Source organism: Selenomonas sp. oral taxon 478 (genome assembly GCF_001189555.1).
Lineage (GTDB): Bacteria > Bacillota > Negativicutes > Selenomonadales > Selenomonadaceae > Centipeda > Centipeda felix.
In genome coordinates, this window is record NZ_CP012071.1 from 864,712 (window position 1) to 879,743 (window position 15,032).

The 15,032-nt window shown below is 60.6% G+C and carries 11 protein-coding genes and 1 pseudogene; 8 read left to right on the top strand and 4 right to left on the bottom strand.

Going from position 1 to position 15,032, the window contains the following annotated elements; genetic code table 11:
- Positions 1 to 36: 36 nt before the first annotated feature.
- Entirely contained in the window at positions 37 to 1,059 is a 1,023-nt protein-coding gene (locus tag ADJ74_RS04080) for an ABC transporter substrate-binding protein (RefSeq protein WP_006690732.1), read from the bottom strand.
- Between the two features lie 265 nt (positions 1,060 to 1,324).
- Positions 1,325 to 2,686, bottom strand: a complete 1,362-nt coding sequence (locus ADJ74_RS04085; protein ID WP_050342112.1) for a sodium:alanine symporter family protein — start codon at positions 2,684 to 2,686, stop codon at positions 1,325 to 1,327.
- A 355-nt stretch (positions 2,687 to 3,041) separates the two neighbouring features.
- Between ADJ74_RS04085 and ADJ74_RS04090 the strand changes: the two genes are divergently transcribed.
- The 5 genes from ADJ74_RS04090 to ADJ74_RS11145 all read left to right on the top strand — a co-directional run bounded on the left by ADJ74_RS04090 (position 3,042) and on the right by ADJ74_RS11145 (position 11,134).
- Positions 3,042 to 3,761, top strand: coding sequence for a DUF554 domain-containing protein (locus ADJ74_RS04090; RefSeq protein ID WP_050342114.1), 720 nt, complete (start codon positions 3,042 to 3,044; stop codon positions 3,759 to 3,761).
- A gap of 359 nt (positions 3,762 to 4,120) precedes the next feature.
- Positions 4,121 to 5,503 (top strand): AmmeMemoRadiSam system protein A, encoded by a 1,383-nt coding sequence (amrA, locus tag ADJ74_RS04095; RefSeq protein WP_050342116.1) that lies wholly within the window; start codon positions 4,121 to 4,123, stop codon positions 5,501 to 5,503.
- On the top strand, positions 5,500 to 6,330 hold the full coding sequence (gene amrS / locus ADJ74_RS04100) for an AmmeMemoRadiSam system radical SAM enzyme (RefSeq protein ID WP_050342118.1): 831 nt from the start codon (positions 5,500 to 5,502) through the stop codon (positions 6,328 to 6,330). Before amrA ends, amrS begins: the two co-directional genes overlap by 4 nt.
- 356 nt (positions 6,331 to 6,686) lie before the next feature.
- Positions 6,687 to 7,847: a WG repeat-containing protein gene (locus ADJ74_RS04105; protein ID WP_253271735.1), complete on the top strand. Its 1,161-nt coding sequence runs from the start codon at positions 6,687 to 6,689 to the stop codon at positions 7,845 to 7,847.
- Between the two features lie 356 nt (positions 7,848 to 8,203).
- Positions 8,204 to 11,134 carry an autotransporter outer membrane beta-barrel domain-containing protein gene (locus tag ADJ74_RS11145; RefSeq protein WP_084708956.1) on the top strand — a complete coding sequence of 977 codons (2,931 nt, stop codon included), beginning with the start codon at positions 8,204 to 8,206 and terminating at the stop codon, positions 11,132 to 11,134.
- Between the two features lie 77 nt (positions 11,135 to 11,211).
- Here the strand turns inward: ADJ74_RS11145 and ADJ74_RS04115 are convergent, their stop codons facing one another.
- Positions 11,212 to 11,619, bottom strand: coding sequence for a hypothetical protein (locus tag ADJ74_RS04115; protein ID WP_050342119.1), 408 nt, complete (start codon positions 11,617 to 11,619; stop codon positions 11,212 to 11,214).
- Positions 11,620 to 11,755: 136 nt separating this feature from the next.
- On the opposite strand from ADJ74_RS04115, the pseudogene ADJ74_RS04120 reads away from it, so the two are divergent.
- The 3 genes and pseudogenes from ADJ74_RS04120 to ADJ74_RS11515 form a co-directional block, all read left to right on the top strand.
- Positions 11,756 to 12,279: pseudogene (locus ADJ74_RS04120) on the top strand (low specificity L-threonine aldolase); the annotation flags it as partial.
- A gap of 196 nt (positions 12,280 to 12,475) precedes the next feature.
- Complete coding sequence (locus ADJ74_RS04125) at positions 12,476 to 14,014, top strand: WG repeat-containing protein (protein WP_253271723.1); 1,539 nt, start codon at positions 12,476 to 12,478, stop codon at positions 14,012 to 14,014.
- Between the two features lie 163 nt (positions 14,015 to 14,177).
- Positions 14,178 to 14,327 (top strand): secretion protein HlyD, encoded by a 150-nt coding sequence (locus ADJ74_RS11515; RefSeq protein ID WP_071586104.1) that lies wholly within the window; start codon positions 14,178 to 14,180, stop codon positions 14,325 to 14,327.
- A gap of 101 nt (positions 14,328 to 14,428) precedes the next feature.
- On the opposite strand, the gene ADJ74_RS04130 is transcribed toward ADJ74_RS11515, so the two are convergent.
- Positions 14,429 to 14,860: a hypothetical protein gene (locus tag ADJ74_RS04130; protein WP_050342123.1), complete on the bottom strand. Its 432-nt coding sequence runs from the start codon at positions 14,858 to 14,860 to the stop codon at positions 14,429 to 14,431.
- Between the last annotated feature and the right edge of the window lie 172 nt (positions 14,861 to 15,032).

Genomic DNA, 15,032 nt, shown 5'->3' on the forward strand with positions numbered 1-15,032 from the left:
ATTCCACCGCCCTCACAGGAACGACCGATTTCGCAGCTACTTCTTACCGATAATCTCTGTGAACTTCTTGATCGTCTCCTCTTTCTGCGGGAGGATCTCCGTATAGTTCACCTTAATGGCGCGCTGGAGGGCCTCTGCCGGCTTCGGCAGACCGAACTTCTCCGGCATATCGACATCGTTGCGGACAGGAACGGTTCCCTCGTTGGCGATCATCTGCTGTGCCTCACTGCTCAGCAGATAGTCGACGAACTTCTTGGCCGCATCCATGTTGTTTGATTCCTTGAAGATCGCCACGGGGCTTGGTACGACGAGCAGCTCGGGCGGATAGGCAAGGGCGACATGTGCGCCCTTGTTGACCTTATTGTTCGTGATGTAGTCAACACCCAGGCACGCGGCGAGCTCGCCCGAGGAGGTGTCATCAATGACCTGTCCCGCCCCCTTGCCGATACGGGTCTGGTTCGCGGCCAGCTTTTCAAAGAACTCCCAGCCAAACTGCTTCTGCAGGAGCGCGATACTCATATACGACGTTCCCGAAAGAGCGGGGTCAGCGATGCCAAATGCATTCGTAAACTCCGGCTTCGTCAGATCACTCCACTGCGTCGGAGCAGTCGAGATCTTGTCCTTGTTATAGGTGATGCCGAGCGTTCCGAGACGTGCTGCCGTGAACGTGCCGTCATAGTCATCGAATGGATTCACGAGCTCATCGAAGACAGTGGGCTTGTAGTTCTCCAGCACGCCGTCTGCCTTCATCTTATAGAAGTCAGGCACTTCACTCGTCCAGATCACGTCTGCGAGGATGTGCCCGCTCTGTTTCTCCGCCGCGATCTTTGCCATCAGCTTGCCCGCACCCGCTGACTGATAGTCGACCTCGATGTCGGGATACTTCTTCTTAAACCCTTCGACGATGCCGCCGATCAGCGACTCCTTCATCGACGTGTAGATGACCAGCTTGTTCTTTCCGTCACTCGCAGCATTCTGCTGCGGACCGCCGCCGCATCCCGCTGCGAGCAGGGTGCACAGCATCGCCGCCAAGACGGTGAGAATACTCCATTTTCTCATACATTCACCTCATTAAATAAACAGCCGCTCCACGCATTCTCCTTTCCCCATGAACGAACGAGAACCTCATGAAAGAAATTTAAATACGTCAATTCTATATGTCACATTATATTCTCGCCTGTCTCTTCTGTCAATTAGCACGATTTACATTTTTTAGCAAGCGCTGATGAAATGAAGCCATTCATGATGCTATAGATTTCATCCATGCACAAAAAAAGAACTGCTGCACAAAGCTTTCCAGCTTCGTACAGCAGCCCATTCACATTTACTTCATAAACCGCCGCCCGCGCTCGAGTTTCTCGAAATAGCGGCGCGTCTCGTGGACGACGACGCCCGAGAGGGCGATGAGCGCGATGAGGTTCGGGATCGCCATGAGGCCGTTGACGATGTCGGCGAGGACCCAGATCGCCTCAAGTTTCAGGAAGGCACCGCAGGCGATGAGCGCGATAAAGACGAGGCGGTACGGCAGAATCGCACGCACGCCCGCGAGATAGAGGATGGCGCGCTCGCCGTAGTAGTTCCACCCGAGGATGGTCGTAAAGGCGAAGAGAGCGAGCGAGATGGTGAGCAGTGCGCCGCCGATGTGCCCGTACGCGCCCGTGAACGCCGCGCCCGTCATCGCCGCGCCCGCCGTGTCGCTCTGCCATGCTCCCGTGAGGACGAGGACGAGCCCCGTCATGGTACAGATGATGATCGTGTCGATGAAGGTGCCCGTCATGGAGATCAGCCCCTGCTCGGCGGGCTCCTTCGTCTTTGCCGCCGCCGCAGCAATCGGTGCGGAGCCGAGACCGGACTCATTGGAGAAGACGCCGCGTGCGATACCGTTCTGCATCGCCATCATGATCGTGGAGCCCGCAAAGCCGCCCGCTGCCGCCGTGCCGGTGAATGCCCCCTCGAGGATCAGGCCGATCGCCGCGGGGATGCCGTCGATGTGCATCACGATGATGCCGACGCTGATGACTATGTAGAGAACCGCCATAAAGGGAATGATGCGCGAGGCCACCTCGGCAATGCTCCGAAGGCCGCCGATGGTGATCGCCGCGATCAGCACCGTGAGGGCGATATCCGTCACGAGACGCGGCACGCCGAAGGACAGCTCTGCCGAGTCCACAATGGCGTTGACCTGCGGAAATGTCCCGATGCCGAAGAATGCGACGAGCACCGCCGCACACGCAAAAAATCCTGCGAGCGGGCGATATTTCTCCCCCATGCCGTGACGGATGTAGTACATCGGTCCGCCTGCGATCTCTCCGCGCTCGTCCGTCGTACGGTACTTCACGGCGAGCAGCCCCTCCGCGTACTTTGTCGCCATGCCGAAGAACGCCGCCATCCACATCCAGAAGATCGCACCGGGGCCGCCAACCTTGACCGCCGTCGCGACGCCGACGATATTGCCCGTGCCGATGGTCGCGGCAAGCGCGACGCAGAGTGCCTTAAAGCTCGATACATCGCCCTCTCCGCGGTTCTTTGCCTTGAGGATGAGCGCGAGCGCACGCGGCAGGCGGCGCACCTGGATCAGCGAGAGACGCAGCGTCAGCATGATGCCTGTCCCCACGAGCAGGACGATGAGCGGTGCCCCCCAGAGGAAGGAGTCCACCGCATTCAGTACGGGAAGAAACGATTCCATACAAGATCCCTCCGAAAAAAAACATGCGCACATTTTACCATGATAAAGCACTAAATGTCTATGGAATCTGTATGTATACAGGAATCAGTGTGCCCCCACCACCGCAGGCGGTCCCCCTCCCCCGTCATACGGGGGAGGCTTCGGGGAGTAACGGCATAATAGCTTCCCCATCTACGGGGAAGTGGCGAGCGCAGCGAGCCGAAGGGGGCGTGCCCCCCTTCGGGGGATCGGCCAGATGAGGCGCTGCCCCCCCCTCCGTCATTGATACGGATCGTCACATCACATATCTTCATTTTACATCCACCGTGAAATGGAGTAGAATATACCATCACGAAATGGGAAAAGGGGTGGGACGATGCTCCCCGGTATCGGAATCATCGCCAACGTCGCCGCCATCGCGTTCGGCGGTATCCTGGGGCTTGGCTGCGGCCGCTTTATCGCGGAGCGCGTGCAGGAGACGCTGATGCGCGCCTGTGCGCTCGCCGTGATGTTCCTCGGGCTCGGCGGCACGCTGCGCACGATGCTCAGCGCCAATGCGGACGGGCAGCTCGCGCTCGGCGGCATCTACATGATGATCACGAGCCTCATCGTCGGCGGTCTCGTCGGCGAGCTGCTGAACATCGAGGCGCGCATGACCGCGTTCGGCGCGTGGCTGAAGCGCGTCTCGGGCAGCGCGGGCGATACGCGGTTTATCGACGGCTTCGTCACCGCCTCGCTCACGGTCTGCATCGGCGCCATGGCGGTCATCGGCTCGATCAACGACCGCCTGCTCGGCGACCCGTCCGTCCTCTTTACGAAGAGCGTCCTCGACGGCGTCATCATCATGCTCCTCACGGCGACCCTCGGCAAGGGCTGCATCTTCTCCTCCGTCTCCGTCGGGCTCTTTCAGGGCGCGATCTTTTCCCTCGCGGGACTGCTCGCTCCCTACATGACGGACAGCGCCCTCGCCGGGCTCAGCTGCGTCGGCAACATCCTCATCTTTGCCATTGGGACGAACCTCCTCGGCCTGCCGAACATCCGCGTCGCGAACTTCCTCCCCGCCCTCGTCATCGCCGCCCTCTGGGGGATGGGATGAGTGAAAAACAGCCTTCTGCATCATGATCGATACAGGAGGCTGTTTTCATGCATACGTCGACACATCGATCGAATCACTCCGATCCGACAATTCCAATCGAAGTGATAAAGCCCTTTTATCGCACCTTCTGTGCCGCGCGTACTCCTCTTGCCAGCGCACCTCATCCCTATGCAGAGGCGAGAGAGATGCTCATACACCATGTCCCGTCCGCCTCCAAATTATCGCGGTTTTTTATCTCTTCGTGCTTCCTTTACCCCTCCCGGCATACCGTGCTGCACGCATCGGATCAATTAAAAATGCAGGGCTTTCGCCCCGCGCGTCGAATCCATATAATAATATACCGAAGAGGAGGTATCGTTATGTCCATCGTTGCCGCATACGCCGTACCGCACCCGCCGCTCCTCCTGCCGGAGGTCGGGCAGGGCGAGGAGCGAAAGCTCCAACTGACACTTAACGCTTATGAACGCGCGATGAAGGAGGCGGCAGAGCTCGCGCCCGAGACGGTGATCGTCGCGAGCCCGCACACGGTGATGTACGCAGACTACTTCCACATCGCGCCGGGCGAGATGGCGTCGGGGGACTTCGCCGCGTTCGGCGCGCCCGATCTGCGCGTCATGGCGGACTACGATGAGCCCTTTGCCAAGGAGCTCGCAAAAGCGGCATCCGCCGAGGGGATCGCGGCGGGCGGCGTCGGCGGACGGGGTGCCGCGCTCGATCACGGGGTGATGGTGCCGCTCTCCTTCCTTGAGACACACACGGCGGACTTTCGTCTCGTGCGCGTCGGGGTCTCGGGGCTCTCGCCCAAGGAGCACTATGTGTTCGGCCGGTGCATCGCCCGCGTGGCGGAGGAGCTCGGACGGCGGGCGGTCTTTTTCGCGAGCGGTGACCTCTCCCACCGTCTGACGCCCGACGCGCCGCGCGGCTTTGCGCCCGAGGGGCCGCGGTTTGACAAGGCGTGCGTGAAGTATCTGGAGGAGGGCGACTTTCTAAAACTCCTGCGCATGGATCCCGCGATCTATCAGCCGGCGGCGGAGTGCGCCCTGCGTGGGCTGTGGATGCTGGCGGGCGTGCTCGACGCGCGCGCACTGAAGATCAAAAAGCTCTCCTATCAGGGGACGACGGGCATCGGCTACGGGCTCGTGTCGTTCAAGGTGATGCGCGAAGATCCGCGCCGCAGCTTTGTGGAGCGATATGAGATGCTGGAGCGGCGCGCCCGCGAGGAACGCCGCGCGGCAGAGGACGACTACGTACGGCTCGCCCGCCGCGCCGTGGAGACGATCGTCCGCACGGGGAAACTGCCGCCCGTGCCCGCAGAGCTCCCGGAGGAGATGACGGGGCGCGCGGGGGTCTACGTAACGCTCACGCGGGATGGTGCGCCGCGCGGGACATACGGGACGTTCGAGCCGTCGGCAAAGAGCATCGCTGACGAGATCACGCGCAATGCCGCGCACGCCGCACGAAATGATACCCACGTCACCCCCGTGACGGAGGAGGAACTGGACGCGCTCGACATCACGGTCGATGTGCTCAGTGAGCCGGAGCTCGTGGGCGGCGCAGAGGCACTCGACCCAAAAACCTACGGCATCATCGCCGAGTCGCGCGGGCGCAAGGGTGTCATGCTCCCCGCCGTCCCCAGCACAGAGACGGCCGAGGAGCAGCTGCGCGCCGCACGAAAAAAGGCGGGCATCCCCGAGGAGGCCGAGATCCGCATCTGGCGGTTCACGTCGGAGCGTCACGCGTGACGGCAGTCTGCAGTCTCTGTCCCCACGCCTGCCGCCTGCGTGAGGATGAGACGGGCTTCTGCCGCGCCCGCACGAACGTCGGCGGCGTCATCCGTCCGACGAACTACGGGCAGCTGACCGCGCTCGCGCTCGACCCCATCGAGAAAAAGCCGCTCTATCACTTCCACCCCGGCCGCGCGATCCTCTCCGTCGGCAGCTATGGCTGCAATCTCGCCTGCCCGTTCTGCCAGAACGCGGACATCGCGGCGGCAGATGCCGCCATACCGACGGAGAACGTACCGCCCGCGCGTCTCGCCGCGCTCGCACAGGAGCTGAGCGCCGCCCCGCACGGCAGCCTCGGCGTCGCATTCACCTACAACGAGCCGCTCATCAGCTATGAGTACATCATGGATACGGCGCCGCTCCTCCACGCGGCGGGGCTCGCCGTCGTCCTCGTCACAAACGGCATGATCTGTGCGGAGCCGCTCGCACGCCTCCTCCCGCACGTCGACGCGATGAACATCGACCTCAAGGGCTGGCGCGAGGACTTCTACCGACGGCTCGGCGGCGACCTCATGACCGTGCGCGAGACCATCACGCACGCCGTCCGCGCGGGCGTCCACGTCGAGGTGACGACCCTTATCATCCCCGGCATAAACGACAGCCTCGCCGACATGGACGCCGAGGCACGCTGGCTCGCCGCTCTCTCGCCCGACCTCCCGCTCCACATCAGCCGCTATTTCCCGCGCCACCGCATGAGCGCGCCGCCGACACCGATTGCGGACATCGACCGCCTCACGGCGATCGCACGCCGCCATCTGCGGCACGTCCATCGTGGGAACTGCTGAATAAAGATTGTATTGCACAGGAAAATGCGGTATGCTGTGCACATAGGAGTGTTCATTGCAAAGGAGATGAGGCGCATCATGTTACGTACAAAACACAGGCTGCTCCGTTCCATCGCCGCATTTACAGCGGCGTAGAGGTCCTGCTGGACAAGCAAAAGACAGAGCCAGCCACGAGCACCACACCGCTCTCGTTCGTACAGCAGGGCAAAAAATGGGGCGCAATCAACACCGCAGGAGAATTCGTCATTCCGCCGGAGTACGATGAGCTCACCCCCTATACATCGGGCTATGTCTCTGCGCGCCAAGGCAAAAAATGGGGCGTTTTCCGCGATACGGGCAAGCTCATCGTCCCCGTGATGTACAAGAGCATCGAGCCGTTTGAAGAAAGCGACATTGTCGTACAGAACACGAACGGAACATGGGACTGCTACGACATGGAGGGCAACGTCTTCCTCCCACGCCAGCAGCGCGACATCGTCCCCGCCCTGCATGGCATTTCTCTCGTACAGGCAAAGGACAAGTCATGGACATTCTACCGTGCAGACGGGACACGCCTGACTGAGAAATCCTATCAGAACATCGGCGTCTTCTCCGAGGGACTTGCGAGCGTTGAAGACAACAAGGGACGCGTCGGCTTCATCAACATGGACGGCACAGAGGTGATTGCCCCCCAATACGGGCTCGCCATGATCTTCAGCGAGGGGCTTGCGGCAGTGGCGGTCAAAGGGAAATGGGGATTCATCGACAAAAGCGGGACAATGGTCATCGCGCCGCAGTTCCGCGACGTTGCGGGCGGATTCAGCGAGGGGCTCGCGGGCGTGCAGAGCAAAAAGAACTGGATCTTCATCGACAAGACCGGTACAAAACAATTCGATGCGCGCTATGAAACCGTTCTGCCATTCAACAACGGCACGGCAGAGGTACATCGTAAGGTAAAATCGACCAACTTCCTCGGCGCCGCCCTCGGCGTTGCCGCCTTTGCCTCGGGCTTCCTCTCACTCGGTACGGATCTATATACCGATCCGAAGATCAAGCGCGGGTACATCGACCACAGCGGCAATGAGATCGTATCGCCAAAGAACAACTACAACTCCACCTATGTGGACGGCATGGCACTCGTTGTCGTCAAGGGCAAATGGGGCTGCGTGAACGAGAAGGGCGCATACATCGTCGAACCAAAATACAACGAGATGCACCGTTTCTCCGAGGACATGGCGGCGGTGAAGGACGGCGACAAGTGGGGCTTTGTCGGGCGCGACGGCCAGATCGCAATCGCGCCTGCCTACGAGGAGGCGCATGACTTCCACGAGGATCTCGCCGTCGTCTCCAAGGGAGGAAAGAGCTTCTTCATCGACAAGACGGGGCGTGTACCCTTTCTCGTTCCGAGCACAATCACGGTGCTCGGCGATTTCGCATCGGGACTTGCACCCGCGAAGATCGGGGACAAGTGGGGCTTCATCAACCACGCGGGCACGATCGTCATCGCCCCTGCGTACGACGCGGCGGGTACCTTCTGACAGGCTGCACACGCACGGCTAAGACGGCACTCACCTCTCTTCAGTAAAACATCATCTTCCCTCAACAACATATAATGCGTCGAAATAGGACTGTAACGCGCAGTGTCGCACTACAGTCCTATTTGTATGCGGAAACTTTAAGAAAGCGTGGAAAACAGGCATGGCACGGCATGCGCGCCTCCACGAAATGACGGGACTCTGCTCCCGTCTAATATCATCGCCATAATGCAGCAGCCAAGCGGAATGAGTCCCGCCTCATCCCCTACGTTTGCCCCATTTACGCATACGATTGGCTATGTTATCAATGGGATGGATATATTCTCATTAGAACAGGCACGTTGAAAGGAGTCAATGCTATGAATCGCAGGGGACAGATGCGTCTTGGCGCGCTGATTGCGGCAGGGCTGGCGCTCGGAGGGGTGACGGCAGATGCGGCGCCGATTGTCGAGGACAATCACCATTACACGATTACGGACGACCAACAGACTTGGCGCATGAACGCTGTCCGCATGGATCATCAGGACGGGGACAGCGAGCTGTCCGCGAGCGGCAACAGCATCGATGTGCAGAGCAGCGCATACGACTTTACCGCTACAAAGGGTGCGAGCATCAGCTATCAGCGCTTCACAAATGCGGCAGACCCGACCACAATCACGGCGAACAGGAATCGGATTACGCTCACCAAGGGGACGCTCGGTAATGTCTTCGGCGCGGAGATTCGTGTAACGCGTACGAGCGGCGGTGCAGTGTCCTACACGGCGAATGAAAATGCCGTCGTGATCGGTGCGAACGGCGTGCAAACTGGCGATCTGAACGCTGCGAGCATCGAGCAGGTCGGCGCTCTTGACGCCCCATCCTTTACGGCTGAGGCGAACGGGAACACGGTGACGATCAACAACGGCGGCGCAGCAAATCACGTAACCGCCGCGCGTGCCTCGCTCACAACGAACGGGGCGGGCACGGTTCACGTCAGCGCCGCGAACAATCACATTACGGCAGAGGGCGGCACGCTCACCTACGGGGCGCTCGCGGGCAGAGCCTACGCCGACGCCCTCCATGGAACGGCAGAAACGCTGGTCGAGGGCAATACAATCACGCTCACGGGCACGCGTCTGTCGGGAGGCATGGCGGCGGGCAACGGTACGGCATATGCACGCTCGAATGCGGCGACAGCCATCACGGCGCGCAACAGCATCCGCATCGAGAACGCCTCGGGGGCGATCAACAGCGAGCTCACCGGCGGTGCCGCATATGCCTACCGTACGACCAGAGGCGCGACGGCGACAGCGGAGGAAAACACGGTCACCGTCACAGCCGGCAGCTTTGACGACGGGCGCGAGGTTACAGGCGGCAGGGCCGGTGCAAGCGGCGAGCTGCGCACGGTCGCAGCGACGGCACACGCGAACCGCATCACACTCAGCCCCGTGAGTGCCCCATGGGAGGAGATCCGCGGCGGCAGTGCAAATGCAAATGCGCTCGACACCGAGGCACAGGCTGTCGCAAGCGGGAATATCGTCACGCTGAACGGCGGAACCTTCGAAAAGGATATCTTCGGCGGTGACAGCTACGCACAGGCGACGCGCGGCACGGCAGTCGCTGCCGCAGAGAGCAATGAGCTCCATATCAGCGGCGGCAAATATGAGGACGCGATCTACGGCGGGCGTGCAACGACGGACGGCTCTGCCGGCACAACTGCCATCGTACGGGGCAATACGGTCGAAATCTCAGGGGCTCCCAACCTCAGTGCGGCACACCTCCACGGCGGCGTGGCTACGGCGGCAAATGTGACACGGGAAAACAACGCACTCATCGTACGCGAGACGAAGGGAATCACAGCCAAGAGCATTGCGGATTTTCAGCGGCTTGCGTTCTACGTGCCCGCAGGGATGACGGAGAACGACACGATGCTGCGTGTGACCTCGAATGCCAACACCAACCTCAGCGGCACAACGCTCGCGGCATATCTGCCGGGCAGCAGCACGGCGAACCGCCTCCGCCTCCTCTACGCAGAGAACGCGCAGATCGATACGGACAGCGCGACCACGATGACCGTCTACGAGGGCGTCTCGGGACATCGGACGGCACGAATGGGCGTCACGGCGAATAAGAAGGAGCTCGTAGTGAAGGTCGACGGCAGCGCCATCGACGGGGGTACGACACCAACGCCAAACCCGAACCCGAACCCGAATCCGAATCCTAACCCTAACCCAAACCCAAACCCGAATCCCAACCCGAACCCTAATCCGAACCCAAATCCGAACCCGAATCCCAACCCAAATCCGAATCCGAACCCAAATCCGAACCCGAATCCCAACCCAAATCCGAATCCTAACCCCGGCAATAACAACTTCGTTCTGCACGAGAACACGAAGTCCCTTGCCGAGACCATGACGGGCACAGCGGCATTTCTCGGTGCGAGCGGCGACCTCATCGCGGGCGGCGGCATGGCGAGCGCCTCAGCCGAGGCAGCGGGCGCGGGCGGATTCGCCCCCTTTGCCGCAATCGGCGGATCGAGCCTGCGCCACGAGACCGGTTCGCACGTCAACGTCCGCGGCATGAATCTCGCCGTCGGCTTCTCCCGCGAGGTCATGCGCGGCAATGACCGCATCCTCTTCGGCCCCATCGTTGAATACGGGCGCGGCAGCTACGACTCCTACCTCGACGACGGCACCCACGGCGAGGGCAATACCCACTACGTCGGCGGCGGCGCCTTCCTGCGTCAGGAGAAGAAGGGCGGCATGTTCTACGAGGGCAGCCTGCGCTTCGGGCGCATGAGCACGGACTATGAGGCAGACCTTCCCGTCGGAGGGATCACGCGCCGCGCATCCTACGATACGGACGCGAACTACATCGGCGCGCATCTCGGCGTCGGCCACACGGCAAAGGCGGCAAACGGAACGGAGCGTGAGCTCTATCTGCGCTACTTCTATACGCATCAGAACGGAGCGAGCGCAACCCTCTCGACCGGCGACCGCTATGACTTCCACGCCGTCGACAGCCACCGCCTGCGCACGGGCGCACGCTGGACGATCCCGAAGGGGAGCGGCGCACTCATCCTCGGCACTTCCCTTCAGTATGAATTCAAGGGGGACGCAGGTGCAACTTACCACACGGGCGGCTTCTCCTACGATACCCCAAGCCCTTCGCTCAAGGGCCTCTCGGGCAGCCTTGAGCTCGGTTACCGCACGAACCTCAGCAAGCGCGCCACCGCCGATCTCAGCGTCGAGGGCTGGGCCGGCAAGCAGCGCGGCGTCACCTTCAAGGCAGGGCTTGACTGGGGATTTTGACGTTCCCGCATTGTTACAAACCAAAAGACCTCCCGCACCATCCTCGGTGCGAGAGGTCTTTGTCTTGACCGAATGCCTTACATCATCTGAGAGACAGCTGCCGCCGTCGCGACGGAGCTCTGCGCCGCCTTCGACATGAGCAGCGGATCCGCGGTCTGCTCGAGGGCCTGATGCTTCATCTTTTGGATTGTTTCGGAGACGAGATCCTTGCCCGCCTCGGGATGCGAGCCGCGCGTCACAATCTGGGAGATGAGCTTCGTCCCCTGATAGATCTGCGTGATGACCGAGCCGTCCGCGAGCACGCGCGTGATGACGGTATCGCCGACCTTCTCCGCCCAGTCGCGCGCCTCTGCCGCCTTGGACTCCTTGAGGTTCTGCAACATCCGCGCAAATGTGTCGGACGTGTCCTCCTTCGCCGCATGGGTGCGCTGCTCGGATGATGTGGGCACTACTCCACGGCTGCCATAGATTTTCTCGAGTTCCATCGGTTTCCCTCCCTTCGTGCTTCCTGCATGATATTGCTGTCCTTACTGTTTCTATCGGAGAAATCCCCCCCCCTCTTAACATTTTCCTTGAATCCCCATCGATTTTCCGATAATATAGAATCGTACGAAAAAGGAGATGACGAGAATGAGCGAACTGCTGTCCTTTGGCTCGGACTATCTGGAGGGGCACATGCAGAGATTCTGCGGCGGCTCATAGAGACAAATCTGGAGCAGACGGCCGGCTACGGGCTGGACACTTATTCCGATGCGGCGCGTGCGAAGATCCGAAGGGCGTGCCGCAGTCCGCGTGCGGAGATTCACTTCCTCTCGGGGGGAACGCAGACGAACCGCATCGTGATCTCATCTCTGCTGCATCCCTATGAGGGCGTGATTGCCGCAGATACGGGGCATATCACCGTACACGAGGCGGGCGCAATCGAGTGCGGCGACCACAAGGTGCTCGCGCTCCCGCATGCGGACGGCAAACTCACGGCACGCGCCATCGAGAGCTGTCTGCGTACGTATCACGAGGACGCGAACCGCGATCACATGGTGCGCCCCGGCATGGTCTACCTCTCGCACCCGACGGAGTACGGGACGCTCTACACCATGGACGAGCTCGAGGTCATCAGCGCCATCTGCCGCGCGTCACCTGCGCCATATCCATCGCGGGAACTGCTGAGTGCCTGCGGCGCACAATGTTCGAAGGAACACAAAAACCCGTACACCTTCCCCATGGTGTGCGGGTTTTTGCGACAAGGATTTTCATTTTATCCATTTCCATGGCAGGGAAAGCACTGATTCTGCGCGAATAACAGCAGGATAAGGAAATTTCCAAGAATAAAGGGGAATGAATATGACACAGAAGAAGACGCCGCGTCTGCGCACCGCCATCGCCGCGCTCGCTGCCGCAGGCCTGATCGCGGCACAGATGCCTCACGCCGCCGCCGAATCCATTCACGACAACCCGCTCTACACGGGGATGGGCATCCTGGTCGACCGCGGACAGGAGCCGTCCGCCGCCGTCCATGCGGCACCGCTCGCCCTCGTCAAGACCGCAGGGAAATGGGGCGCCGTCTCGACGACGGGTGCCGCCGTGATCGCAGCGGAGTACGATGAGATACGTCCCTATGCAGAGGGCTATCTCCTCGTGCGTCAGGGGAAGAAATGGGGCGTGCTCCGCGCGGACGGCAAGCAGGTCGTCCCCGCCGCCTATCGTCACATCGAGGAGCTGACAGAGGATCGCATCGTCGTACAGGATGCGGACAAGAAATGGGGCTGCTATGGGACGGACGGCACGCTGATCCTCCCCGTCGTCCACCGCGACATTGTCCCCTATCATAACGGCGCCGCCATCGTGCAGGGCACGGACAAGCGATGGAGCTTTTACCGTGCGGACGGCTCCCGCCTGACGGAGAAGTCGTACACGTCGGCGGGTATCTTCTCCGAGGGGCTGGCGAGCGTCATGGAGGACAAGAAGCACGTCGGCTTCATCGACAAGACGGGCGCAGAGGTGATCGCGCCGCAGTACGCCTCGGCGGGCATTTTCTCCGAGGGGCTCGCCGCCGTCGAGGTCGGGGGCAAGTGGGGCTTTATCGACAGGACGGGCACGATGGTGATCGCGCCGCAGTATCGGGACATCCCCACGGGATTCAGCGAGGGGCTGGCCGCCGTGCGCGGGAAGAAGGGGCTCGCCTACATCGACAAGACGGGTACGCAGGTCTTTGCCGCGCCGTACGACAGCGCACTGCCCTTTCATGACGGGCTCGCCGAGGTGCGCCGCAAGGTAAAATCGACGAACTTTCTCGGCGCGGTGTTCACCATCGTCGCCGGCACAGCAGGCCAGTACATCTATGACCCGCTCATGCTCGACGATGAAAATGTGAAGCGCGGCTACATCGACAAGACGGGCACGATGATCGTCTCGATCAAGAACGACTACAACAGCACATTCGTTGACGGCATGGCACTCGTCAAGGTAAAGAGCCGCTGGGGCTGCGTTGACCGCACGGGGGCATATCTCGTTCCCGCAAACTACCGCATGATGCGCCGTTTCTCCGAGGACCGCGCCGCTGTGCAGGATACGGCGGAACTGTGGGGCTACGCGGCAAAGGACGGCAGTGTTGCCATCGCGCCCACGTACAATGCCGTGCAGGACTTTCACGAGGGACTGGCCGCCGTCGTCAAGGGCGGAAAGGCCTTCTTCATCGACAAAACGGGGCGCGTCCCCTTCCTCACGCCGAGCACAGTGACGGAGCTCGGCAGCTTCGCCGCAGGGCTTGCCCCCGCCAAGGTCGGCGACAAGTGGGGCTACATCGACCACAGCGGCAGTATGGTGATCGCACCGCAGTATGAGGACGCGAGCGTGTTCTTGGTCGGTCAGGCGAAGAAATAAGTAGGCTGGCGGATTTTTAGGGAATCGCTGATAAAACAGTCTCTCAGATTGGCGTAGATTTTTTCGTCCGAACGAGGTGGGAAACCGGACGCAGAGTGGTGCTCTGTGGAGGATTTTCCGCCGAAGTGCGGGCAAAAAAGATGCGCTGGGAAGTACTGATAAAATAAAGTCCGTCGAATTGGTGCAGATTTTTTGTCCTGTCAAGGAGACAAACCGGACGCATAGCAGAGGCTATGTGGAGGATTTGTCGACACAGACAGGGCGAAAAAGATGTACTAAGACGGCGGTGCTGAGTTTATCAGTATTTCCCTAAGATGGTTGTACCGAATTTATCAGTGCTTCCTTAGCACAGCAAATGAAAAAGCACGGCTTTATCGCTAAGCCGTGCTTTTTGATTGTCTCCGCCGCCCTGCCTCACTCCAAAAGGTGCGGATCGATGATAATGCGGCGCACGCCATGCCGGCGGAACTCCTCGGCGAGCTCCTTCGTGGTGAGGCTCATCAGCGCCAGCGAGGTGGCGAGCACCATCTTTTTCATGTGGACGCTCCCGTCGTAGAAAAATGACCGGCTCACCGTCCCGTCGTGCAATACGATCTGCATCTTGCCCGTATGCGAGACCGGGCTGCGCACCCAGTGATGGGTAAAGCGCACCTCACGGATCTGATCGAGCGCGTATGTCTTCTCGTGCATCCCCGGGAAGGAGTAATAGTATACGGTCAGGCGTCCGTTCTCAAAATGGAGGAATTTTTTGGTCGCTTCGCCGCTCAGCCCGCGGTACATCGACCACAGGGCTGCGCCGCATGCCACCACGCCAAACAGGATCAGGACAAACATCGATGTCATCATCTTTCGCCATACCTCCTGGGGGATCCCTGTGACCGAATCACTTTGACCATCATGATAGCATCGACGGATTAGATTCGTCTTACGAAAAAGCACGGCCTTGCCATCTGCCGTGCTTTTTTGATGAATCCAACCGCCGCCGTTCATCGCGCCGATGGAAAAGTGATGCGTGAAG